The sequence below is a fragment of the Vreelandella subglaciescola genome, from assembly GCF_900142895.1.
In the GTDB taxonomy this organism is placed as follows: Bacteria; Pseudomonadota; Gammaproteobacteria; order Pseudomonadales; family Halomonadaceae; genus Vreelandella; species Vreelandella subglaciescola.
The window spans coordinates 1,451,446-1,472,214 of record NZ_LT670847.1 but is presented as its reverse complement, the minus strand read 5'-3'; the positions used below and the strand labels follow the sequence as shown (position 1 = coordinate 1,472,214).

The window sequence follows — 20,769 nt, the reverse complement described above, 5'->3', positions numbered from 1 at the left end:
GGAGAGACCGCCTAGCGGATAAAAATGATGCGTTGAATGCGCGCTCGGCGGCCGGTACCGGTGTCATCGATCCAGCGGATGTTGTCCTGCTGGCTGTCATCAAAGCTGGCATGGGAATGCTCGCTGGCGATACTCAGGTAGGTGACAAGCTCGGCCAGCCCCACCTGCAAGGGATGGCGTTCGATGACGTCGGCAAGCGTTGCCTGAGAGCGGTCGCGCAGCGTGTCACGGATATGCTCTTCAAGGCGCTTACGCTCCACTACCACCTGATTGAACAGGGCCTCGGGGTCCACGTCCGATTCGTCCCCGACTTCCACCGCGGATTCGATCACCGGCTTTAGTGGCGGCGAGAAAAGCGGGCGCTCCATGGCCAGGTTAATGCCGGCCTGGGGGGACTCCATGGCCATCAGCGTGGCCTCGGGCGGCGCATCGCGTAGCCCCAGCGCCTGGGTCTCCAGCGACTGGATCAGCTGCATGATGCGCTTGTTTTCCAAGTAGGTCTGGTCGTCAAGAAAGCGCCGCAGCTGCCGTGAGAGGCGGGCAACGGTGCGCTGGGTTTGCTCGCCGGCGTCGAGCCAGTCAAAGTGAATGCGTTTGAAGCGTGCATCCGGCTTGAGTGTTTGTACCGCGTCCAGTTCGAAGACGCGCTCCAGCCCCTCGGACAGCTCTTCCTGACGCGAGGGCGACATCAAAAACTCCCAAAAGGCGCGAAAGGTACGCCCCTGGTCGGTATCGGAAATCGCATCCCGCTCGCCGAATATTCGCGCCAGGAGGTCGCCTTTGCTGCCCTCCCAGGCGGTGATCTGCTCTCGGGCTTCGCGGTCCAGCTGGCGGAAGTTCTGCTCGACCTGACGAAAGTCCGCCAGCAGCTCTTTGGCGGTACCGCTAAGCTGCTGGAAGCGCTCGCGCTGGGCGGTGTCATCCATGAGGGTGATATCGCCGGCTTCCACACGGGCAATTTCCCGGTCAATCGCCGCCCTGCGTGAATGCAGGTCATCCAGCCGGGCCTGCTTGTCGGTCTCGGTACCGGCGATCATCTGCTGTAGCAGGTCAAAGACGGTGCGCAGGCGCGATTCCGTACCCACAAACTGGCGCTGCGTAAGACTTTCCAGCCAGCTGAGGGCTTTTTCCGTGGCCGGCGTCAGGTCAAAGTGGGCCTCGTCGCTGCCTGGCGGGTAGAACTTGCGCAGCCAGCCCTTGCCGTTGTCCGCCCAGTCATTCAGGTAGTCGCCGGCGCCCCGGGGAAAGGCGTCCTCCCCGTGATTTTCCCGCAGTTGAAAAAGCAAATCTTCCAGCTGCGAGCGCAGCGGTGCCTCGGCCAGGGTCCGCGCATTGGGCTGGATAAAAGCGGCGTCAAGAAAGCTGATAATCAACGGAGCGTGGTCGGCCAGCAGCAGCCGCCAGGCAGGGTGCAGGCGGCGCAGCTGATTGAGAGTGGTGTAATCCAATGCGCTGACCTTTGGAGAGGTGAAAGACCCTTGATGATAGGGCAGACGAATGACAGGTTAAAGGGCGCCTGTGGCAAGCACTTAAAACGTCGAAAGCCCCGTTGCTTCCATCAGCCGGTAGCGCCAGCGCATCCACTGGCTGACGTCGCCACTCGATGACAGCGGCAGGCTGGTGCGTCGCGATGCGGTGGAAAACCAGCGGCGCTCAAACAGTGCGGCGGCCTTGTTGATCGCCGGCGTTTGCTGATTGCCCGTCAGCTCTACGCTGGTTTCAAGGTTCAGGTTATCCAGATTGCGCCGTGTGAAATTGGCTGAGCCCAAAATCATCGCTGCACCCAACCCATTTCGCTCCCGATGTAGCAGCAGCTTGGTGTGGCACTGCTCGCCCTGGGTCAAACACCAGCGTACTTCGATATCAGACTCGGCAAGCTCGGCGGCCACCGGGCGGTTGGGGAGCCCGCCTTTTTGCATGCCGAAGGCCTCGCGATTAGGGTCGAGCAGTACCCGCACGGCAACGCCGCGCGCGCTGGCGGCCTTGAGCGCCTTGATCAGCGGGCGGTGAGAGAGGTAAAACACGGCGATATCCAGCCGGTCGCGGTTGTCGGCATGCGCGATGCGGTTGAGCAGGGCATCGCGAATCGCCGCCTCGCTGAGGATGCGCAGGCGTGCCCCCGTTACGTTTTCAGGTGCTTTATCAGCGGTGGTTGGCGGGGTCGGGGTTTCTGGCCACCCGCCCTCGGCGCTGCCTGACCAGCCGATCAGCGAGCGCTCGGAGGCCAGTAGGTCCAGCGCCGCCGGGCCGGTAAAGCGCAGCGCGATATTGCCGTGGCGGCTGCTGGCATCGTGGGGGTTGGCCGTGGTGACGAGCCCAGCCCAGCCGTCGCCGTGGTCGACCACCAGCGTCTTGCGGTGGTTGGCGCGGAAATTGGCCAGGCTCAGGTAGCTGCGCAGGGTGATCTGGCCCTGGCCCAGCGGATTGGGCAGCCAGCCGCCGCCTTGATCGTTGCCGAGACGATTCAACCCCAGGTGCCACAGCCCGGACCACAGCGGGTTGGAGGCCCGAAGCCGGGGTAAATCGGTGAGGGTCAGCGCCACGCCGGCCTCTTTCAGCCGCGCCAGATGCTCGGGCATCAGCGCACCGTAAAGCGTATTGATCGGATCGGTAATGACGCGCACGGTCATGTTGGGATGCCGACGTTGTTGCACAACCAGCGCCTCGCTCAGCTCGCTGGACAGGGCGCGCATACCCTCGTTGCCGGCCTTGCCGGCGAAGTCGTTGAACAGGAACATATCGAGCACGATAAGGCGCCGCGCCTGCCCGATCATGCCCAGCACTTCGTCGAAAATCGCTTGACGATAATGTCGCTGCCCCTCGGCGTCGTACCAGGTTTCGTCCACAAGCAGCTGGATGTCATTGGCCTCACGCATTGGCCAGGCCACGCCCACGCCCTCGGGCAACGGCTTGTGGCGCTGCCAAAAGCTCATGGCAAGCCAGGCCGCTATAATGAGCAATAACGCCAGCAGCATTATGCGCTTTCTGCGCCGGCATCGATCCTGCCTTTTCCTTGGCTGGGGCACGGTCTTTTCTCCTCGTCAGGCGCCTGAACAGGGTAGTGCTATAGCGTAGCGGGGAAGTCTTCCAGGCCGGCCATAAAGCGCTGCTTGTAGTCCTCGAACAGCTTGCGATCCTGCTTTAGGCTTTGGGCAACGGCGGCATCATCGACGCTCAACGCGGGCGACAGGTCGTCGGGCCCGCTGGCCGGGTGTTCGGCGCTCAGGCCGATACGGATGCCGTTTGGCCCGGTAAACCAACGTGCAATGCCGGCACGATGAAAGCGCTCTTCATCGGCCGGATCGGCGGCATCGACGCGCAGTGGGGCGCGCTGAGCCAGCTCGTTAACCAGCTGCATGGCCGGGGAGGAGCCGGTGGGCGTATCGAGATCCACCATCAGCATGGGGGACATGCCCTGGTTGGCCTTGTCGAGCACCAGCAGCGCCAGTGCTACTGGGCGTGCGCTATCATCGACCAGCGCCAGCACGCGAGCTGCCTGCTGCTCGAACAGCACGCCCTTCACGCCGGCAAAACGCAGCAAGGGCGTCAGACCCGACTGGCTGCCATAGGTATCGGCACATAGCCGCGCCAGGCAGGCGTCACGTTGGCTGGGTTCATTGACCTGGATAACTCGCATTGTTCTACTCTCCTGAGGGTGTGCTGCACGTGCCTGATCGCGAAAAATTGCGCAAAGCCTAGCACAGCCCGCCAGCTCCGGAACATTGGCTTGGCGCATCAAGCGTCGGGCAGGTTTGCTATCCTGTGTGGTCCCCGAATGAATCAAGGAGCGCGCCATGCGCACTGTTAAAGATCGTGTTCGCCATGCGATCTCGTTTGAACTCATCGGCCTGATGCTGATTATTCCGCTTGGCACTTGGCTGTTCGACAAACCGATGAGCGATATCGGCGTGGTTGCCGTGGTCAGCGCGACCATCGCCACGTGCTGGAACTACGTCTACAATCTGGGGTTTGACCACGCGATGCTGCGCTGCCTTGGCGGCGTGCGCAAAACTGTCCCTCTGCGTGTGTTTCACGCGGTGCTGTTTGAAACCGGCCTGCTGATCGTCCTGCTGCCATTTATCGCGTGGTACCTCGGTGTCTCTCTGGCCCACGCTTTCCAGATGGATATCTCGTTCGCTATTTTCTATATGATCTATGCCTTCGTTTTTAACTGGGCGTACGACGTTATTTTCCCCGTTGGGGCAGAGCCTGTGCCGGTTGATGCAGAGGCCAGGTGACGGGAGAAGGTCTGGCGCCAAGTGCCCAGTACCCAAATCCAGTACAACGTTGTTGCAAGGTGAGCGGATACAGCCCGGTTATTTGCTTTCTCTCCTGCCATTGACTAATTTTTAACGATGTGCTTTCGCACGCTGTACGCCACGTTACGCATCACGCTGACTCGACCCTGAAAAAGCTCTTGAAAAAGCTTTTGGAAATAGTGGCATACAACCATGTGTTCCTGAAATCAGAATTGATAGGGGAGTGATGATCATGCGCTTTTCGTTCGGTAACCGATTGATAGTAAAGTCATTGGGGGTGGTTTTGGGCACGGTATTGACCACCGGTGTCGCCTCGGCTCAGTCCACCACGTTCCTCACCATCGGTTCGGGCTCCACGTCCGGGCTGTACTATCCAACGGCAGTGGGTATCGCCAAGATTCTCAGCGAGGCGGACGTCGGCCTGCGTGCTAACGCGCGTTCTACCGGGGCTTCGGTCTTCAACGCCAATGCCATCGGCGAGGGCTCGCTGCAGATGGGGATGATGCAGAACAACATCGCCTCTTATGCGTATAACGGCACCGGGGTCGAGGCCTTCAAAAACAACAAGATCGACAACCTGCGCGGCCTGATCGGCTTGTATCCGGAGGCCATTCATATTCTGGCCCGGGAAGATGCGGAGATCGAGAGCGTCGCGGATCTGGCCGGCAAGCGTGTCTACGTCGGTGATGTGGGCTCCGGCACCGAGCAGGACGCCATGAATATCATGGCTGCCTTCGATGTGACCTTCGATGACCTGAAGGCCGACGTGCGCGGCAGTTCCGGTGACGCCGTGGGGCTACTGCGCGACGACAAGATTGCCGCCATGTTCTACACCGTGGGCCTGGGCTCTTCGGCCATTGTCGAAGCGGCCCAGACGGCGCCAGTTACCGTCATCTCCATCGATCCGAAACCTCTCAAGCAGCTCCAGGAGGACTACGATTTTTATACGCCTTTCACCATTCCCGGTGAGACCTACCCCGGTGTCGAGGACGATGTGCAGACGGTGACGCTCAAGGCCATGCTCGGGGCATCCGCCGAGCTATCCGAAGACGACGTCTATACCTTCATGAACACGGTGTTCAATGAGAAGCTGGATACCTTTTATAGCGATATCCAGAACCCGAACCTCAAGAAGTTCTTCACCGTCGAATCAGGGCTGGAGGGTATGTCCATTCCCCTGCATCCCGGTGCGGTCAAGTTCTTCGAGGAGCAGAATGTCGACGTGCCGGATGAGCTTAAACCTTCCATGTAACGATCAATGAAACGATCGGTGTAGCTATCGGCATATCGGGCCCCGGGTGAGCCGGGGTCTGATATGTCACCGGATATCCAGGGCTGACTCAGCAGCCACCACCATAGCGAGTGGGAAGCCATGGCCCATCGAGCGACGGATGAGGAGGCGGGCGATAGCGCCGAGGCGCAGCGTATCGTTGAAAGCGAATACGGCGCGCGTAAGCCGCATAGCCGCTGGCAGCGCTGGCTATTGGTGCTGATCGCGGTGAGTTGGAGCCTGTTTCAGCTCTACGCCACCTATTTTGGTTCGCTCAGCCCGCAGAAACTCGGCGCGATACACTTGGCCTTCGGCTTTGCTTTAGCGTTTTTGTCCTACCCCGGCAAGCGCGGGCCCAATGAGCGCATTCCCTGGTATGACTGGCTGCTGGCGGGCGTCGGCATGGTCACGGCGCTGTATATCGTCGTTAATTACTACAATCTGGTCGCAGTCCAGGGCGGGCTGCCGATCACCCGTGACGTGTGGATGGGCTCACTTCTGCTGATCACGCTCGGGTTGGCGGCCTCACGTATTATCGGTATTGCGCTGCCGATTATCGCCAGTATTGTCATCCTGTATGGCATCACCGGCCCTGCCGGCATCATTCCGCTGACCCCGCCGGACATGCTTTTCCTGCACAACGGCTATGACTGGCGCCAGATTGTTCAGCAGCTGTATATCACCACGGAAGGTATCTGGGGGACGCCGATTCAGGTGTCAGCCTCCTTCGTATTCCTGTTCGTTCTGTTCGGTGCGCTTCTGGATCGGGCCGGCGCCGGGCAGTACTTCGTCGATCTGGCGTACAGCGGTCTGGGCACGTACCGCGGTGGCCCCGCCAAGGCGGCGGTAGTGGCGAGCCTGCTGACCGGTATTGTCTCGGGGTCTTCTACCGCCAATACGGTAACGACGGGCACCTTCACAATCCCATTGATGAAGAAAATCGGCTATCCGCCGCTCAAGGCCGGGGCCATCGAATGCGCAGCCTCGACCAATGGCCAGCTGATGCCGCCGATCATGGGCGCCGCGGCCTTCATCATGGCGACCTTTCTGAACATTCCCTATTCCGAGTTGATTCTCTATGCCTTGGTGCCAGCGCTGTTGTCCTATATGGGCCTGGTGTTCACCGTGCATCTGGAAGCGCTCAAACTGAATCTGCCGGGTATGCCACGTGCGGAGTTGCCGCCGTTTTGGCCGACGTTCCTGAAAGGCGTTCACTATCTGGTGCCGGTGGCCTTTCTGCTTTACGAGCTGATGTGGGTGCAGTTGACGCCGGAACGCAGCGCGCTGAACGCGCTGGTGCTGCTCATTATCGTGATGTTCATACAAGAAGCCTGGCTGGGTCTGCGGCATGCGGGGAGTGCCAAAGGCGTTGTGATGGGGCTCTGGCAGGGTGCCAGGCTGGTGTTCGAGGGCCTTGAGAAGGGCGCTCGCAACATGACGACCATTGCGATTGCCACAGCAGCGGCGGGCATCATCGTCGGCATGGTCACCATGACCAATCTGGGCTACGGGCTGACCCAAATTATTGGCGTGCTCTCCATGGGCAATATCTGGCTGGTGCTTATTCTCGCGGCGCTCACCTCGCTGATTCTGGGAATCGGCCTGCCGACTACCGCCAATTACATCGTGATGGCGGCGCTGGTGGCGCCGGTGATTGCCAATCTGGCAAGCGATGTGGGGCTCGACGTGCCGCTGGTGGCCATCCACCTGTTCGTTTTCTATTTTGGCATTCTTGCTGACGATACGCCGCCGGTGGGGCTGGCGGCCTATGCCGCCTCGGCGATTTCCCGTGCCGACCCGGTACGCACCGGTGTGCAGGGGTTCATCTATGACCTGCGCACCGTGATTCTGCCGTTCATGTTCTTCTTCAATCCCGAGCTGATCCTGCACGTGGATAGCTGGCTACGCGGTGGCTGGGTGATCTTCACCGCAGTCATCGGCATGCTGGCTTTTGTCGCGGCAACTCAAGGCTATCTGGTCACCCGGATGCGCTGGTATGAGCGCCTGCTGGTATTGGCCTGCGCGCTGGCGATGATCAAACCGGGGTTGGTGACCGACCTTGTCGGCCTGCCGCTGCTGGCGCTGGTCTTTGTTTATCACCGTCATCGCTCGATGGCCGGGGGCGGGCCGTCGTCGCTGTTCGGTCGGGGAAGCTATCCCGCCGAGCAGCGAGCGGCTAGCCGTGGCGATGGTGTCTGACCAAAGTAATGCGATGGTCTGACCTTGACTCGAGTTAGCCAGCGGGGTCGGCAAGCAGGCTCTAGGCACATTCGCATCAAGCGTCGGTCAGGTTTGCTATCCTGTGCGGCGCGTATCGTCTTCCCGCCGCTGGGGGCAGCCGCTTTCGGCGGCAAGGTGTATGGTGTTGTCCCGTAAGATCTGGTTGACTGCTTTTGCAGCTACACCCATCCCCGTGAGAAGTGGGCTTGAAGGCTTGGCGCGCCCGATACGCAGAGGTTGTAACGGGCGTATCTCACGTTAATACATAGAGTTAATCTTGGGTGCCATTCCTTTTCTTCTACCAGGTTTCAGGGAGCCCGCAGCGCGCAAAGTGAGCGCTGTGGGGAAAATAACAAAATGCCGGTCGTTCAGGAGTTCAAGGAGTAAGTTATGGAACTGATGTATCAAGTGGAAGATAAGCCGCCCCTACCCATCTCAGTGTTGCTCGCGGCTCAGCATTTGCTTGCAGCTCTGGGTGCCATTATTGCCGTACCTTTGGTGGTTGGGGGCGTTTTGGGGCTACCCACCCAGGATATGGTGATCCTGGTGAATGCGGCGATGCTGGTGTCGGGCGTTGTAACGATTCTGCAGTGCAAGGGTGCAGGGCCGGTGGGCATTCGGTTGCCGTGCGTGATGGGCACCAGTTTTACCTTCGTGGGCGTATCCATTGCCATAGGGTTTGAGCATGGTGTGGCGGGTATTTTGGGCTCGGCCTTGGTGGCATCGCTGGTGATGATTGTGGGTAGTTTTTTCATGCCTTTTATCCGCAAGCTGTTTCCGCCGGTTGTCACTGGCACGGTTGTTACCCTGATTGGCCTTTCGCTGATCCCTGTCGCGGTCGACTGGCTGGCAGGCGGCCAGGTGGGGTCCGAGGGTTATGCCAAGCCCGCTAATCTGATGATTGGGCTGCTTGTGCTGGCGCTGGTTATTGCTCTGTCACAGTGGGGGCGCGGCATTCTGGCAGCGGCTGCGGTGGTGATTGGTATCGTAGTGGGTTTTGTGGTGTGCATTGCGTTTGGGCTGGTGGATTTTAGTCCGGTTAAGGAAGCCTCTGCGGTGGCCTTGCCCAGTCCGCTGCACTTTGGCCTGAGCTTTCCCATTAGCGGCATTATTGGCATGAGCGTCGCCTATCTGGTGACCATTATGGAATCCACCGGCGATTTTATGGCGTTGTCCGATGCTACCCACCGAAAACTAACGGGCAAGAAGCTGTCTAGCGGCATTCTGTGTGACGGCTTGGGTTCCGCCCTGGCTTCTGTGTTTTCTACTACGCCATTTTCATCCTTTTCACAGAACGTAGGCATCGTTGCGATTTCCGGCGTGGCCAGTCGTCATGTTGTTGCCATTACCGGTGGCATGCTGATTCTGGCGGGCCTGTTCCCGGTACTGGGGGCTTTGGTGGTGGCTATTCCGCTGCCGGTTCTGGGTGGCGCAGGCCTGGTCATGTTTGCCATGATTATCTCGGCTGGCATCAGCATGCTGTCGCGGATTGAGTTCAACAGGCGCAACATGCTGATTATCGCGGTCAGCATAGGCTCTGGTATGGCGGTAACCGTGCGCCCGGAACTGCTCAGCTATCTGCCGGAGTTTGCCAAGGTGGCGCTGGCATCCGGTATTACCACAGGCTCACTAGTGGCACTGCTTCTGAGCGGCATTTTGCCCGGGCGTGAGGCCGTCGTGTTGGAGGACGAAACAGAGGCCTAAGCTTATTTTGCGACCTATAGCTGGAGTTGGCTGACTCGCTTCATCAGCCGATTCCAGTCGATTGGCAGTCGTTTTTTCAGGCTCGAAAACTGCGCGGCTTTCGGGTCGAGAGCTTCAACCGGCTGTTGGCTGGCTGTAGGGTTTCGGATGATCAAACCGGGGTTGGTGACCGACCTTGTCGGCCTGCTGGTGCTGGTCTTTGTTTATCACCGTGATCGTTCAATGGCCGGGGGCGGGCCGTCGTCGCTGCTCGGTCGGGGAAGCTATCCCGTCGAGCAGGGGATAACTCCTGTAGGCGACTTGATCATTCGGGAGCCTGCAGATAGCAATATAACGTCTAGTGGCAGCTCCAGGGTTCCTTGGCGGCATTGTCCTTGATGTTTTGATCGACAAATCGGTAGTGCTCTTCCTTGGCGCGGTTCCACCAGCCTTGATCAATGGTCATGCCCTGTTTGGTTAAGATGGCTTCCACGTCTTCTATGCCAATGCGTGATGCATCGTACGCTAAACGCAGCATTTTTTTATTGTCATCGAACGCCACGCTGTTGAGGCCGTAAAGCTGGTCGATTTCTTCGACTGCCTGCTGCAAAGTTGGGGGCTCGATGAGTCTGAGCTTTAACTTTCGCGTGACCAGGTTCACTTTGCTGACGCCAAGTCGATACTGGTTTTGCATGGTAAATTTCCTCTGCCTTTTTCCCATAGAACGTATTTCTTCAAGTGCAGAGAGCGAGACGCGCCTTCTATTCGGCTGCCTGCTCAGCCGGCGCTTCCCGCTCGCCATGATCAGATCCTTACCCGACGCAGGCGCAGCGCATTGGTGACCACCGACAAGGACGATGCACTCATCGCGAAGGCGGCAAACATCGGCGAGATCAGGATGCCGAAGAAGGGGAACAGGATGCCGGCAGCGATTGGCACGCCGATCGCGTTATAAAACAACGCGAAGAACAAGTTCTGACGAATGTTGCGCATCGTGGCTTGGGACAGCTTACGGGCGCGCACGATACCGTCGAGATTGCCTTTGACCAGCGTGAAGCCTGCGCTTTCGATCGCCACATCGGCGCCGGTGCCCATGGCGATGCCGACATCGGCCTGGGCCAGTGCCGGGGCATCGTTGACCCCGTCGCCGGCCATGGCGACCTTGCGGCCTTGTTCCTGCAGTTCACGGATGATGCGGGCCTTGTCCTCGGGCATTACATCGGCGCGGATCTCGTCGATGCCCAGGCGCCCGGCCACCGCCTTGGCGGTGCGCTCGTTGTCGCCCGTCGCCATGATGATGCGAAAGCCGAGTTGGTGCAGCGCCTTCAGTGCCTCGGGCGTGGTCTCCTTCACCGGGTCGGCGACGCTGACCAGACCCGCGATGGCGCCGTCGAGCACGACGAACATCACCGTCTCGCCCTGGTCACGGCGGTCATTGGCGGTGTCCGCTAGCTTGCCGCCGTCCAGGCCCAGTTCGGCCATCAGCTTGGCATTACCCAGCGCCACCGGCTTGCCGTCGACCACGCCCTTCACGCCCATGCCGGTCACGGCCTCGAAATCGCTGGCATCGGCGAGGGTCACCCCACGTTCCTCGGCGCCGCTGACGATCGCCTCGGCCAGCGGGTGTTCGGAGCCGCGCTCCAGGCTGGCCGCCAGGCGCAGCACCTCGGCTTCGTCATGCCCCGCTTCCGGCAGCACCGCCACCAGCTTCGGTTTGCCTTCGGTCAGGGTGCCGGTCTTGTCGACCATCAGCGTATCGACCTTGGCGAAACGCTCCAGCGCCTCGGCGTTCTTGATCAGCACCCCCAGCTGCGCGCCGCGTCCGGTGGCCGTCATGATCGACATCGGCGTGGCCAGCCCCAGGGCGCAAGGACAGGCGATGATCAGCACCGCCACCGCCGAGACCAGCGCATAGGACAGCGCCGGCGCCGGCCCCCAGATCGCCCAGGCGATGAAGGCGATCACGGCGACGCCGATCACCGCGGGGACGAACTTGCCCGCCACCTTGTCGGCGAATTTCTGGATCGGCGCGCGGGAGCGCTGGGCATTCGCCACCATCTCGACGATCTGGCTGAGCATGGTATCGGCACCGACACGGGTGGCCTCCATGATCAGGCTGCCGGTACCGTTGATGGTGGCCCCGGTGACCTTGTCGCCGTCGACCTTCTCCACCGGCACCGGCTCGCCTGAGATCATCGACTCGTCGATCGAGGAGCGGCCCTCGACCACCACGCCGTCCACCGGCACCTTGTCGCCGGGCCGTACCCGCAGGTGGTCGCCCACCTGCACGTCGTCCAGCGGGATCTCCTCTTCGCTGCCATCGGGCCGGATCACCCGGGCGGTCTTGGGGGCCATGTCCAGCAGCGCGCGGATTGCCTTACCAGTGCCTTCCCGTGCACGTAGTTCCATCACCTGACCCAGCAGGACCAGCGCGACGATCACCGCCGCGGCCTCGAAATAGACACCGACATTGCCGGTCTCGGGATCACGGAAGCCCTCGGGGAAGATGCCCGGCGCCAGCACCGCGACGATGCTGAACAGATAGGCCGCACCGACGCCCATGCTGATCAGGCTGAACATGTTGAGGTTCATCGTCCGGAAGGAGTTGACGCCGCGCACGAAGAACGGCCAGCCTGACCACAGGATCACCGGCGTCGCCAGGACAAACTCGATCCACATTGAGGTCCGTTCGCCGAAGAAGTCGCGGATCGCGGTGAGGCCCAGATAGGGGCTCATCGCCAGTACCAGCAATGGGATCGTGAGGACGGCCGCAACCCAGAAGCGTCGGGTGAAATCGATCAGCTCTGGATTCGGTCCCTCGTCCCCAACCGCCGTGGACTCTTGCTCCAACCCCATGCCGCAAAGCGGGCAGGCGCCGGGTTTGGTTTGCCGCACCTCGGGATGCATCGGACAGGTGTAGACGGCGCCGGCATGCCCGGCCGGCACCTTGTCGTACTTGCCGCCGCGCACCGGCGCGGTGGTTTTAGGGTTGGTGTGATGAGCGTGCTCATGTGCATGACAATTGTCATGGCTGGAATGCGCCTGTGAGTCGCTGTTGTTGACGGGCACAAGGTGCATGCCGCACTTCGGGCAGTCACCCGGCTGGTCAGCCACCACCTCCGGGTGCATCGGGCAGGTGTATTGGGCGGCCTCCTGCTTGCCGTGCTGCGAGTATTCCTGCTGTTGAGCCATGACATTGTCTCCGTCACCTTGGTGGGCTGGTGGTGTCTCAGCGTTCTATACAAAAACCGTCAATGCACAAGATCGTGCTTGTGTTGCTCGTATTCCTGCTGGTCGATCTCGCCTCGAGCGTAGCGCTCCTGCAGAAGCTCAAACGCGGTTGGCCGCCGCTGAGAAGCCTCGTCGCTTACTTCATCTTTGCCCCGGCCACGCACCAGAAACACCACCAAGGCAATGATGGCGCCCCAGAACAGCACCATCATTAACCCGCAAAAGAGTATGTATCCCCAGCTGGAACTTCCCATATAGGCCATCATATTTCCCGACATGGTCAGGTCTCCTTCTATTGGTGGTTAACCCGATTGACAGGTTCTGATACCAGTCTAGAACCTGTGGGTTACCCAGAGGTCAAGCCATGGCGTTCGGGGCTCATATCTGGCTTGATGCAGATCAGCTTTCAGTTTATGCAGTGGAACTGAACTAACGCTGAAAAATTGCGCTGAGGAGATGTCCCCGGGTAACTTGCGAGGCGGTGTGGCTTCGGCGTTTGGAGGCGAGTGGCCATTAAGCAGCGGGCAATAAACAAGGCAGACCAGCAAATTACTGATCTACCTATCGAAGTAGTGGTAACGGGGCCGCCGGTGTTGAAACCAGAGTGAACCGAGGATCTTCGTGTTGGGCATATACACGCAATAAAAAAAGCCGGCTCTCAAGAGAACCGGCTTTTTAATGTTGGGTAGCGGGGGCCGCCGATGTGAAACAAGAGCGAACCGATGACCTTCGGGCTAGGTTCTGTCTGAAAAGTCATGGCTGTTATGCTGTCCCTGTTGATTGAGCAGGAGACCGCTATGGCAGGCCGTTACGAACTTTCCGATCAGCGCTGGCAAGTGATCGAAGATATTGTTTCTCCGCCGCAGGCTATGGGACGCCCACGCCGGGATGATCGCCAGATGCTCAACGGCATTCTGTGGATTCTCTGCGCCGGGGCACAGTGGCGCGACCTGCCGGAGCGTTATGGTCCGTGGAAAACCGTCTATCAGCGCTTCCGACAGTGGCGTGACGACGGCACGTTCGACCACATTCTGTCCCGCCTACATCTGCGTCTGCGTGAAGATGGCTATATGGACCTCAATACTTGGATGGTGGATTCGACGTCCATCAGAGCAACCCGGTCGGCCAGCGGTGCCGGCAAAAAGGGGGGTCAATAGAACCGCTGGATCATGCACTCGGCCGCAGTCGTGGCGGGTTGACCACGAAGATCCACCTGCTGTGTGACAGCCAGGGCGTTCCCATCACATTTTCTTTGTCTGCAGGCCAGCGCGCGGATTCGACCTACTTAACGGAGCTACTGGAGAAGGTTCGATTGCCGGGGCGTGCGGGTCGTCCTCGCAAGCGCAGCCGCTATCTTGTGGCGGACAAGGGCTACGACAGCGATGCATTACGACATTACTGCACACGTTACGGTATGCGCCCGATCATCCCCAGACGGCGCATGCATCGACGCCCGAGGCCAGGCCTGCCGCATCAGTTTGATAGACCCAAATACCGTCAGCGCAACGTGGTAGAGCGTCTGTTTGGCTGGCTCAAGGAAAAGCGTCGGCTGAATACTCGCTACGACAAGCTTGCCAGCAGTTACAGAGCGATGGTCACGCTGGCCTGCATCGAACGATGTATGAGGGTCGACTTTTCAGACAGAACCTAGGCACACACGCAACAAAAAAGGCAGACCAGTAAGTAACTGATCTGCCTCTTTAAATAGTGGTAGCGGGGACCGCCGGTGTGAAACAAGAGCGAACCGATGACCTTCGGGCTAGGCACACACGCAACAAAAAAGGCAGACCAGTAAGTAACTGATCTGCCTCTCGAAATAGTGGTAGCGGGGACCGGATTTGAACCGATGACCTTCGGGTTATGAGGCTGATTGAAGTCGATTTTCTTATTTTTTCTTATGTGGCACAAAATGCCGTTAATCCCCGCCATGATGCGGCTTGTAGCGGTTTTTGAAGAGAGAATAATGTCGTTTGGCGTCAATTGTGGCCTGACGAGCTTGTCACAAAATAAAAAGTGAATTTTACGGCAAATTTTGACCTTGAGGCAGTGAAGCGTTGTGTCCATGAATATCCCACGTTGTTTTTCATCTCAGGCTAAGCATGTCAACCATCCTGCTGACGTTTGTGTAGCTCTAATTCGAACGGTGTGGCAAGGAAGTCAGAACAGAGAATATCAGTCATTGCTTTGGCCAAGTCTTACCACCAGCAACCCCCGAACTGCTGGGTGCCATGATTTGCTATCTTCGCCAGCTCAGCTCAAGCCAAACCTTGGGCCGTTGTACTGCAAGATAAATGGCTATCACGCTACTCTTCCAAGCGTATGATCCAACCTGTGCTAATGTAGCCGGGCTCTATCATCGACAAGGATGCTATATGGACGATTCTCTATTGGTTAGCCTTCGACAGTATCGCCCCCGGGAGGGGCGTGACTCTCTTGAGGATTTCATCACTGAGGTTTTTGCCTGGCTGCTACGCAATGTGGAAGGAGTGGCTGCAAAGGTGCTTGAAACTACCGTCATGCGCATGCGAGCGGACCGCAGAATCGATGTTCCAATGTGCGATGTGACTTGGGACACCCAAGTAGCCTATCCCGGAGCTCGCCTAGACATGCTGGCGCAATGGGCGGGCGGGGCGATCCTGTTCGAGCACAAGGTGCATGCCGCACTGCATCAGGAGCAGGTTCTCCGCTACCAAGAACTTGCCCAGAACCACTTTGAGGGCCAAGAAGCTAGAGTCGTTGTGATCAGTACGACCTTTGATCAACATCGCTCCGAAGCCGATGGCTGCCTCTGTTGGCACCACATCTACACCGCACTGGAAGAGTATGTCGGCCAATGCGATAACGCGACCGAGCAGTTTCATATCGACAGCTTTTTGGCCCTATTGCGCCATGAGGGACTGCATCCCGCTGCTCCCATCGACCATCAGGCCATCCGCTATTATCCTATCGCTGGAAAGTTGCCAAACCAGATTTCGCAGGCTCTTTCTCCTCTAGCCGGCAGGCACTGGCCGCTTGAAGGTGGATACGAGAGTTCCATGAAGAATTATCGGTGGGGACGCCTTGGCTTTGAGCTAGTGCATGCGTCTGGCCCCGTCAAATGGATGCCTGGGATCTTTGTTGGCGTCATCCTGGATGGGACCGATCACTCGGTACAGCATCGCCATCCCGATCAGGTCATGCTGCAGATGATTTTGGATTTCTCGCACGCGCTGCATCGGACCTACAGTTATCTGCCAAGTTACCTCTCTCTGGTGGAGTCCCTGAGAGAGGGAGCACCAAGCACACGTTGGTCGTTTTATCACCATAGAGAGGAAGATCGCTCCAATAATTATCATCCCATCTACCTGGAAACCCCGCTGTTGGACGTTTTGCGCGGTACTCAGACCATTGAGGACCAGCAGGAAGCCTTGTATGCGGCCATCTGCGAGGCACTTCAGCTTCTACAACATGATCGCTGTCTGTCGGCTCTCACTGAAGAATGCCGAGCGACCCTTGAAGCTGAGTTACTTCCCAGTGACTGAGCTAATGCCATCTGGTTATGCTGAGATCGAGTGTAATGGTCAAGTATTTACGGCCACTGCCTATATGGTGAAGCTTATCGGGGTGTCCGCTTCAATTAGATCGCTTTAAGTATCGTCGTGGACAGCCGAGGCATCATCCGCATAGTGCGCCAGCACCCGCTCGGCGGTGGCTTTTAGCTCGTCGCGCCATGCACTGGGCGCCAGTACCTTGACGTTGGCGCCGAGCCCCATTAGCCACCAGAGTGTTTGTTGATCGTCGGGGACACGGGCGGTTAAGCGGTACCAGTCCGAGCCTGGAAGTGCTTCGACGGACTGCTCGTGGGAGAGCGGCGTTTCCTGCAAAAGCCAAGCGACTGACCGAGCGATATCCGCGCTCAAGGTAACGTCGTGCGCTCCTTGCCGGTAACCAAAAGCGCCGCCTTGAATGTATGTATCAATATTGAAGTCTTCTCTGGCGCGCCACGGCTGCTCGCTTAACGCTGCGTGCCTGACTCGATGCAGCGCGAACTGACGAATATCGGCGTAGCTGTTCACCGTGGCCAGCAGGTAGGTCACGCTGTGCCGGCTGACCATCCCTTGGGGGTGTAGCGTCAACGGTTTCTCGGTTTCACTGCTGCGCGACAGATAGGTCACGTCGATGGCCTTTTGCTCCAACAGCGCCTCAGTGACTACTTGCCAAGTATCTGCATTCAACTCGGCTGGAATCAGCGCCTTGCCGTTGGGAATCGCGCGGACCTTGCGTGCCCCACGGCTCAATCCGTTGGACGACAGCTCATCCAGCAGCCGACGGGCATCGGTAAAGTGCGGCGACAGCTGACCGATAACCACCGGTGGTAGCAGGCCCTTGAGGTACTCTTCGGCAAGTACCAGCGTGAGCGCACTGGGCACGTCCAGTGCAGGTAGGTTGCAATGAAAATCCCGATCAAAATACCAACGATAGGGCTTTTGGCTGTCGTCGCAGACCAGCGGAAAGTGCACGGAAAGGCGGTCGCGCAAATCGCGCTGGAGCGAGCGAGAATCAATCTGAAAGCCACGCTCGGCCAGCTTTTCCTTCAGCACCGGCGTAGAAGCACGCCCCGGATAACGCGGAATCAGTTGCAGCAGCGTCAAATAACGAAACAGCGTATCGCGCAGATCAGACATGGTGCCCCTTGTGATGATTGTTTGGGTGACTGGCTTGATGACCGTTGTGGAGATAGTCATGGAGAAGCTGCTGAGAATGCCGTGGCAATAATCACATAAAGCTAATGCACAGTTTAGCGCGATACACAAAACGCGGCGACCATAGTGGGCAGTGCCGGTATCTCACGCGCGGCTAAATGCGCTCGGCGTCGCCACAGGGCAATAAGCGCAGAATCAGCCAGGGCGGAAGCCCCGTATAGCCAAAGGGCTGCCGGATGAATATCCGGCGTGGATTCACTCTGTGGCGAAGGGTGGTCTGCCAGCCAATGGTACACCTGCAAGGCACTGTGTCCGCAGCGTGCGGGAAATAGCACGGCGTTATCAGAAAGCGGCACATCAAGCGCCAGCAACAGGCTGTTGATTTCGTGGTCGCAGGCAAGGTGCCAGCGATGGGCATGTACGCCTAACGGTGCATACAGGTGGCCGGCAACACAGTGCCAGATCAGGTGTGCCTGCCAAAAGCGGCGCTCAGTATCGGTTAGCGTCGCGCTATACAGGGGGCAAAAATACAGATAGCGACCATCGGTACTGACGGTGGTAAACCCTGGTTGCTCAACCGGCTGTAACGTCAGGCAGTGGCTGAGCCAGCCCAATACTGACAAGGTGTCTTCCCAATGTTTGCGGTCCTGCTGCCATTTTTTCAATTCTTGATCCGCGTGCGATGAAAGCGCAGCACTCAACGTAGGCGCAGGGTGAGATGAGCAACGGTTGAGAGACGAGGTGTGGTCAGGAGCTACCGTGTTGAGCATATTCATTTGCTACCATCCGAAAAACCCAGTGAATGGCAACAGGCTAGGCGAGTAGTGCGACAGGGCAGGACGCATGCCTGCAATATGGTTAGATAGACAAAGCCAATAGTTTTATAAGGCTGATTTAAAAACAGTTTCATCCCTTGTTGCTTGCTCAAGCCATGCCTGAATCTTGCTCAACGCCGCCGTTGAGGGTCTGGCGTTAGCCGTGCCGCTGGCCTCGCTGAGCACCCATGAAGCGCCTTGGGGGCGTAGCGCTACGGTCACGGATTCAGGGTCGTGCATGTGATAAAGCGCCACCTGACCCGCCGCCACGGTGCCGTGGTAGGCGCCGACGCAGTGCTGCATGTGGCGTCCTTCTTGTAGCAGCCCGTCCCAGCTGATGATCGGCTCAATGCAGGCGTTCTCCGGCAGCGGCGGGTCGGGATAGAAACCGTATCGCTGCAAAAGGTCTCGGGCGACCATGCCTCAAGGGCACCGCGCTCCACCAGTAGCACCAGCAATAGCGGCGCGCTGACTGCCAGATCGCGCGCGGCAGCAAACCGGCTGCATACCTGAGCCAGCTCCACGCCCAGAAAAGGGGCCACGCGAATCACCGCGCGCACGCCTTCAGGCATTCCCGCCAGCAGGTGCTCACCTTGCACCTCTTTCAGCATCTCCCTGCCAATACCCGGTGGCGCCAAAAAATCGCCCCGCGCGAGCACGTCGCCTTCACTCATGCTATGCCAGCCAGTCCTGAAAACGAGCAAGCATGAGCAGGGCTCCTGTACGGGGTGATCGCCAAGCGCGGGGCGCGGCGTATTTTGGGTCACAATATATTATATAAGGCCATGATATATAATAATTTTATTTTAATTAATGCGATTTTTGTTGTCGTGTTTTTGCCTCTTTACAGTGGGCGTTATAGACTATGAGTCATGAGAGCTCGGCGTCTGGAGGTGTGACATGCGCACTGAACCCCTTAAAACCCGCATACGCGATAAGATCCGCAAGAGTCGGCGGACGGTATTTCTGCGCGACGACTTCGCCGTGTTGGGTGACTACGACCAAGTCGGCCGGGCGCTTCGGCAACTGGAAGCCCAAGGGCGTGTGGTTCGCGTCGGCAAAGGACTCTATGCCAAAGCGCGTCAAAACCGCATTACCGGCCAACCGATGCTGGCAGCCCCTGGCGGCTTTACTCAGGTCGCCAAGGAGGCGCTAAATCGCCTGGGCGTACAATGGGAACCTGCCAGCGCGGAAAAAGCCTATCAGGCGGGCAGCACGCAAATTCCCGCGCGCGTCGTGGTCAGGGTAAAGGGACCGTTTCAGCGGCGTATTGCCTACGGAAAATACCGCTTGGGTATTGAGCGCGCTTCAGCATGAACATTGATCCGGGGTTATTTCCTGACGTAGCCGATGCACTTGGCATTGATAGCCCTGCCATCGTGGAAAAGGATGCGTACGCCGTACAGTTGCTGAGCTTGTTGTCAGGGCTTCACTCAGCGCGTTTCACTCTGGTGTTTGCGGGTGGAACGAGCTTGGCAAAAGCACATCGCAACCTTTTCCGTATGTCCGAGGATATCGATATCAAGCTGGTGGCTCGTGAAGGCGTGGCAGAGGAGATGTCGAGAACCGCCTTGAAGGCGGCTCGCAAAGCGGTGTTAACCGAGATTACCCAGCTCATCCATGAATCCGCCGTGTTTGAGCTTGACCCCGAGCATGGCATCGCCAAGCGTAATGAATACCGCTATGCCGAATTCACGGTTCGCTATCCCCGGACGCAGGCTGGCATCTCCGCTCTTCGGCCAGACTTGAAGCTGGATATCACGGCCTCTGAGTTGTTTGAGCCTGTCGTAACGTGCTCTGTCAGTTCCCTGTATGCCGATGCTTTGCAACATTCCCCGGAAATAGCGTCTTTTCCCGTGGTCTCTATACAGGCCACGATCAGTGAAAAATTGGTGGCGTTGCTCCGTCGCACCGCGCATGTTGGCCGTGACCGTTCTTGCTACGATGATGAAACCCTGATCAGACACGTCTACGACCTTCACATCATCGCGGCATCCGGCTACGACGCCACGGCATTGAGCAGCTTGATCCACAACGTCGTACAGACGGATGCGGAACAATTCGGGCGTCAACATCCGCAATTTTTGGCAGCGCCGATACCCCAGCATCCTGGAATATTGCCTTGCAAACGGTGACGGAACTGACTCATAAACTGTTGCGCTAGCCGTCCGTACAGCGTGTTCGTTATCCTTCATGGCATTAGCCGAGCCTCTTTTAGCTAATGCGCGGGGTGTTTGCCTGGCAAGCCAATAATACGGCACCCTACATTTAGTCTTTAATTAAACTATCTAGGTTTTGTACGAAAAGTTGGCTCGTAGGCAACGATGTATGCACGCAAGGCATACCATGGCACGGAAACTACGAGCCAGCTTGTCATAACGTGTCGCAATGCGCCGCAGCTCTTTGAGCCAGCCAATGCAACGCTCGACGGCGTTACGCTCACGATATTTAGGTTTATCAAATCCACGAGGGAGCCCGGGGCGTGGTTTACGCCGCATCCTGCGCTGAGGAATGATGGGCTTCATATGATGGCGGTCGCAATACCGGCGCAGGGCTTCGCTATCATATGTAGTGGCATAGTCAATTTGGCCAGCTGGTTTTGAGTGTAT

General features: G+C 58.4%; 18 protein-coding genes, 1 tRNA gene and 1 pseudogene. 8 read left to right on the top strand and 12 right to left on the bottom strand.

What is annotated here, in order from left to right:
• Window positions 1-11: 11 nt before the first annotated feature.
• The 3 genes from B5495_RS06825 to B5495_RS06815 all read right to left on the bottom strand — a co-directional run bounded on the left by B5495_RS06825 (window position 12) and on the right by B5495_RS06815 (window position 3,637).
• Window positions 12-1,448, bottom strand: coding sequence for a DUF3375 domain-containing protein (locus B5495_RS06825; protein WP_079552413.1), 1,437 nt, complete (start codon window positions 1,446-1,448; stop codon window positions 12-14).
• Window positions 1,449-1,529: 81 nt separating this feature from the next.
• Window positions 1,530-2,975, bottom strand: a complete 1,446-nt coding sequence (locus B5495_RS06820; RefSeq protein ID WP_079552411.1) for a phospholipase D-like domain-containing protein — start codon at window positions 2,973-2,975, stop codon at window positions 1,530-1,532.
• Window positions 2,976-3,064: 89 nt separating this feature from the next.
• The gene (locus tag B5495_RS06815) at window positions 3,065-3,637 is read right to left on the bottom strand and encodes a hypothetical protein (protein WP_079552409.1); all 573 of its coding nucleotides are present in this window, start codon (window positions 3,635-3,637) and stop codon (window positions 3,065-3,067) included.
• Window positions 3,638-3,794: 157 nt separating this feature from the next.
• Between B5495_RS06815 and B5495_RS06810 the strand changes: the two genes are divergently transcribed.
• The 4 genes from B5495_RS06810 (at window position 3,795) to B5495_RS06795 (ending at window position 9,453) form a co-directional block, all read left to right on the top strand.
• Window positions 3,795-4,238 carry a PACE efflux transporter gene (locus B5495_RS06810; protein ID WP_079552407.1) on the top strand — a complete coding sequence of 148 codons (444 nt, stop codon included), beginning with the start codon at window positions 3,795-3,797 and terminating at the stop codon, window positions 4,236-4,238.
• 253 nt (window positions 4,239-4,491) lie between these two features.
• Window positions 4,492-5,511 carry a TAXI family TRAP transporter solute-binding subunit gene (locus tag B5495_RS06805; RefSeq protein WP_079554950.1) on the top strand — a complete coding sequence of 340 codons (1,020 nt, stop codon included), beginning with the start codon at window positions 4,492-4,494 and terminating at the stop codon, window positions 5,509-5,511.
• Between the two features lie 120 nt (window positions 5,512-5,631).
• Window positions 5,632-7,728 (top strand): TRAP transporter permease, encoded by a 2,097-nt coding sequence (locus tag B5495_RS06800; RefSeq protein WP_079552405.1) that lies wholly within the window; start codon window positions 5,632-5,634, stop codon window positions 7,726-7,728.
• A 411-nt stretch (window positions 7,729-8,139) separates the two neighbouring features.
• Window positions 8,140-9,453: a nucleobase:cation symporter-2 family protein gene (locus tag B5495_RS06795; RefSeq protein ID WP_079552403.1), complete on the top strand. Its 1,314-nt coding sequence runs from the start codon at window positions 8,140-8,142 to the stop codon at window positions 9,451-9,453.
• Window positions 9,454-9,790: 337 nt separating this feature from the next.
• Here the strand turns inward: B5495_RS06795 and B5495_RS06790 are convergent, their stop codons facing one another.
• The 3 genes from B5495_RS06790 to B5495_RS06780 all read right to left on the bottom strand — a co-directional run bounded on the left by B5495_RS06790 (window position 9,791) and on the right by B5495_RS06780 (window position 12,941).
• Entirely contained in the window at window positions 9,791-10,126 is a 336-nt protein-coding gene (locus B5495_RS06790) for a hypothetical protein (RefSeq protein WP_079552401.1), read from the bottom strand.
• 110 nt (window positions 10,127-10,236) lie between these two features.
• The gene (locus B5495_RS06785; protein WP_172824534.1) at window positions 10,237-12,624 is read right to left on the bottom strand and encodes a copper-transporting P-type ATPase; all 2,388 of its coding nucleotides are present in this window, start codon (window positions 12,622-12,624) and stop codon (window positions 10,237-10,239) included.
• A 59-nt stretch (window positions 12,625-12,683) separates the two neighbouring features.
• Window positions 12,684-12,941: an SHOCT domain-containing protein gene (locus tag B5495_RS06780; RefSeq protein WP_197685645.1), complete on the bottom strand. Its 258-nt coding sequence runs from the start codon at window positions 12,939-12,941 to the stop codon at window positions 12,684-12,686.
• Window positions 12,942-13,460: 519 nt separating this feature from the next.
• On the opposite strand from B5495_RS06780, the gene B5495_RS06775 reads away from it, so the two are divergent.
• Window positions 13,461-14,314, top strand: a protein-coding gene (locus B5495_RS06775) for an IS5 family transposase (RefSeq protein WP_154045165.1) whose coding sequence is annotated in 2 segments (ribosomal slippage) — window positions 13,461-13,818 and window positions 13,818-14,314 — 855 coding nt in all. Because the reading frame shifts where the segments join, the coding sequence is not laid out codon by codon here.
• Window positions 14,315-14,483: 169 nt separating this feature from the next.
• Here B5495_RS06775 and B5495_RS14615 read toward each other — a convergent pair.
• Window positions 14,484-14,590 (bottom strand) — tRNA-Met (locus tag B5495_RS14615).
• A 445-nt stretch (window positions 14,591-15,035) separates the two neighbouring features.
• Here B5495_RS14615 and B5495_RS06770 point away from each other — a divergent pair.
• The gene (locus B5495_RS06770; protein WP_172824533.1) at window positions 15,036-16,184 is read left to right on the top strand and encodes a PD-(D/E)XK nuclease family protein; all 1,149 of its coding nucleotides are present in this window, start codon (window positions 15,036-15,038) and stop codon (window positions 16,182-16,184) included.
• Window positions 16,185-16,289: 105 nt separating this feature from the next.
• Here the strand turns inward: B5495_RS06770 and B5495_RS06765 are convergent, their stop codons facing one another.
• The 4 genes from B5495_RS06765 to B5495_RS14930 form a co-directional block, all read right to left on the bottom strand.
• Complete coding sequence (locus tag B5495_RS06765; RefSeq protein ID WP_079552388.1) at window positions 16,290-17,327, bottom strand: helix-turn-helix transcriptional regulator; 1,038 nt, start codon at window positions 17,325-17,327, stop codon at window positions 16,290-16,292.
• Window positions 17,328-17,440: 113 nt separating this feature from the next.
• On the bottom strand, window positions 17,441-18,010 hold the full coding sequence (locus B5495_RS06760; RefSeq protein ID WP_231897248.1) for a DUF2201 family putative metallopeptidase: 570 nt from the start codon (window positions 18,008-18,010) through the stop codon (window positions 17,441-17,443).
• Window positions 18,011-18,226: 216 nt separating this feature from the next.
• Window positions 18,227-18,463, bottom strand: coding sequence for a hypothetical protein (locus tag B5495_RS15115; RefSeq protein ID WP_422822028.1), 237 nt, complete (start codon window positions 18,461-18,463; stop codon window positions 18,227-18,229).
• Window positions 18,379-18,834, bottom strand: a complete 456-nt coding sequence (locus B5495_RS14930) for a hypothetical protein (RefSeq protein WP_231897247.1) — start codon at window positions 18,832-18,834, stop codon at window positions 18,379-18,381. The genes B5495_RS15115 and B5495_RS14930 overlap by 85 nt, the downstream gene beginning before the upstream one ends.
• A 226-nt stretch (window positions 18,835-19,060) precedes the next feature.
• Here B5495_RS14930 and B5495_RS06750 point away from each other — a divergent pair, with 226 nt between their 5' ends.
• Together B5495_RS06750 and B5495_RS06745 are read left to right on the top strand one after the other, a co-directional pair.
• The gene (locus B5495_RS06750) at window positions 19,061-19,477 is read left to right on the top strand and encodes a DUF6088 family protein (protein ID WP_079550629.1); all 417 of its coding nucleotides are present in this window, start codon (window positions 19,061-19,063) and stop codon (window positions 19,475-19,477) included.
• Window positions 19,474-20,295, top strand: a complete 822-nt coding sequence (locus tag B5495_RS06745) for a nucleotidyl transferase AbiEii/AbiGii toxin family protein (protein WP_079552385.1) — start codon at window positions 19,474-19,476, stop codon at window positions 20,293-20,295. The genes B5495_RS06750 and B5495_RS06745 overlap by 4 nt, the downstream gene beginning before the upstream one ends.
• Window positions 20,296-20,448: 153 nt before the next feature.
• Here the strand turns inward: B5495_RS06745 and B5495_RS06740 are convergent.
• Window positions 20,449-20,727, bottom strand: a pseudogene (locus B5495_RS06740) (transposase); the annotation flags it as partial.
• Between the last annotated feature and the right edge of the window lie 42 nt (window positions 20,728-20,769).

What these genes read in the sequence shown, in the direction of transcription:
- B5495_RS06820 (WP_079552411.1), bottom strand. Translation starts at nt 2,975, where the DNA reads ATGCTGCTGGCGTTATTGCTCATTATAGCGGCCTGGCTTGCCATGAGC.
- B5495_RS06815 (WP_079552409.1), bottom strand. Translation starts at nt 3,637, where the DNA reads ATGCGAGTTATCCAGGTCAATGAACCCAGCCAACGTGACGCCTGCCTG.
- B5495_RS06810 (WP_079552407.1), top strand. Translation starts at nt 3,795, where the DNA reads ATGCGCACTGTTAAAGATCGTGTTCGCCATGCGATCTCGTTTGAACTC.
- B5495_RS06805 (WP_079554950.1), top strand. Translation starts at nt 4,492, where the DNA reads ATGCGCTTTTCGTTCGGTAACCGATTGATAGTAAAGTCATTGGGGGTG.
- B5495_RS06800 (WP_079552405.1), top strand. Translation starts at nt 5,632, where the DNA reads ATGGCCCATCGAGCGACGGATGAGGAGGCGGGCGATAGCGCCGAGGCG.
- B5495_RS06795 (WP_079552403.1), top strand. Translation starts at nt 8,140, where the DNA reads ATGGAACTGATGTATCAAGTGGAAGATAAGCCGCCCCTACCCATCTCA.
- B5495_RS06790 (WP_079552401.1), bottom strand. Translation starts at nt 10,126, where the DNA reads ATGCAAAACCAGTATCGACTTGGCGTCAGCAAAGTGAACCTGGTCACG.
- B5495_RS06785 (WP_172824534.1), bottom strand. Translation starts at nt 12,624, where the DNA reads ATGGCTCAACAGCAGGAATACTCGCAGCACGGCAAGCAGGAGGCCGCC.
- B5495_RS06780 (WP_197685645.1), bottom strand. Translation starts at nt 12,941, where the DNA reads ATGTCGGGAAATATGATGGCCTATATGGGAAGTTCCAGCTGGGGATAC.
- B5495_RS06770 (WP_172824533.1), top strand. Translation starts at nt 15,036, where the DNA reads ATGGACGATTCTCTATTGGTTAGCCTTCGACAGTATCGCCCCCGGGAG.
- B5495_RS06765 (WP_079552388.1), bottom strand. Translation starts at nt 17,327, where the DNA reads ATGTCTGATCTGCGCGATACGCTGTTTCGTTATTTGACGCTGCTGCAA.
- B5495_RS15115 (WP_422822028.1), bottom strand. Translation starts at nt 18,463, where the DNA reads ATGCAGCACTGCGTCGGCGCCTACCACGGCACCGTGGCGGCGGGTCAG.
- B5495_RS14930 (WP_231897247.1), bottom strand. Translation starts at nt 18,834, where the DNA reads ATGAGTGAAGGCGACGTGCTCGCGCGGGGCGATTTTTTGGCGCCACCG.
- B5495_RS06750 (WP_079550629.1), top strand. Translation starts at nt 19,061, where the DNA reads ATGCGCACTGAACCCCTTAAAACCCGCATACGCGATAAGATCCGCAAG.
- B5495_RS06745 (WP_079552385.1), top strand. Translation starts at nt 19,474, where the DNA reads ATGAACATTGATCCGGGGTTATTTCCTGACGTAGCCGATGCACTTGGC.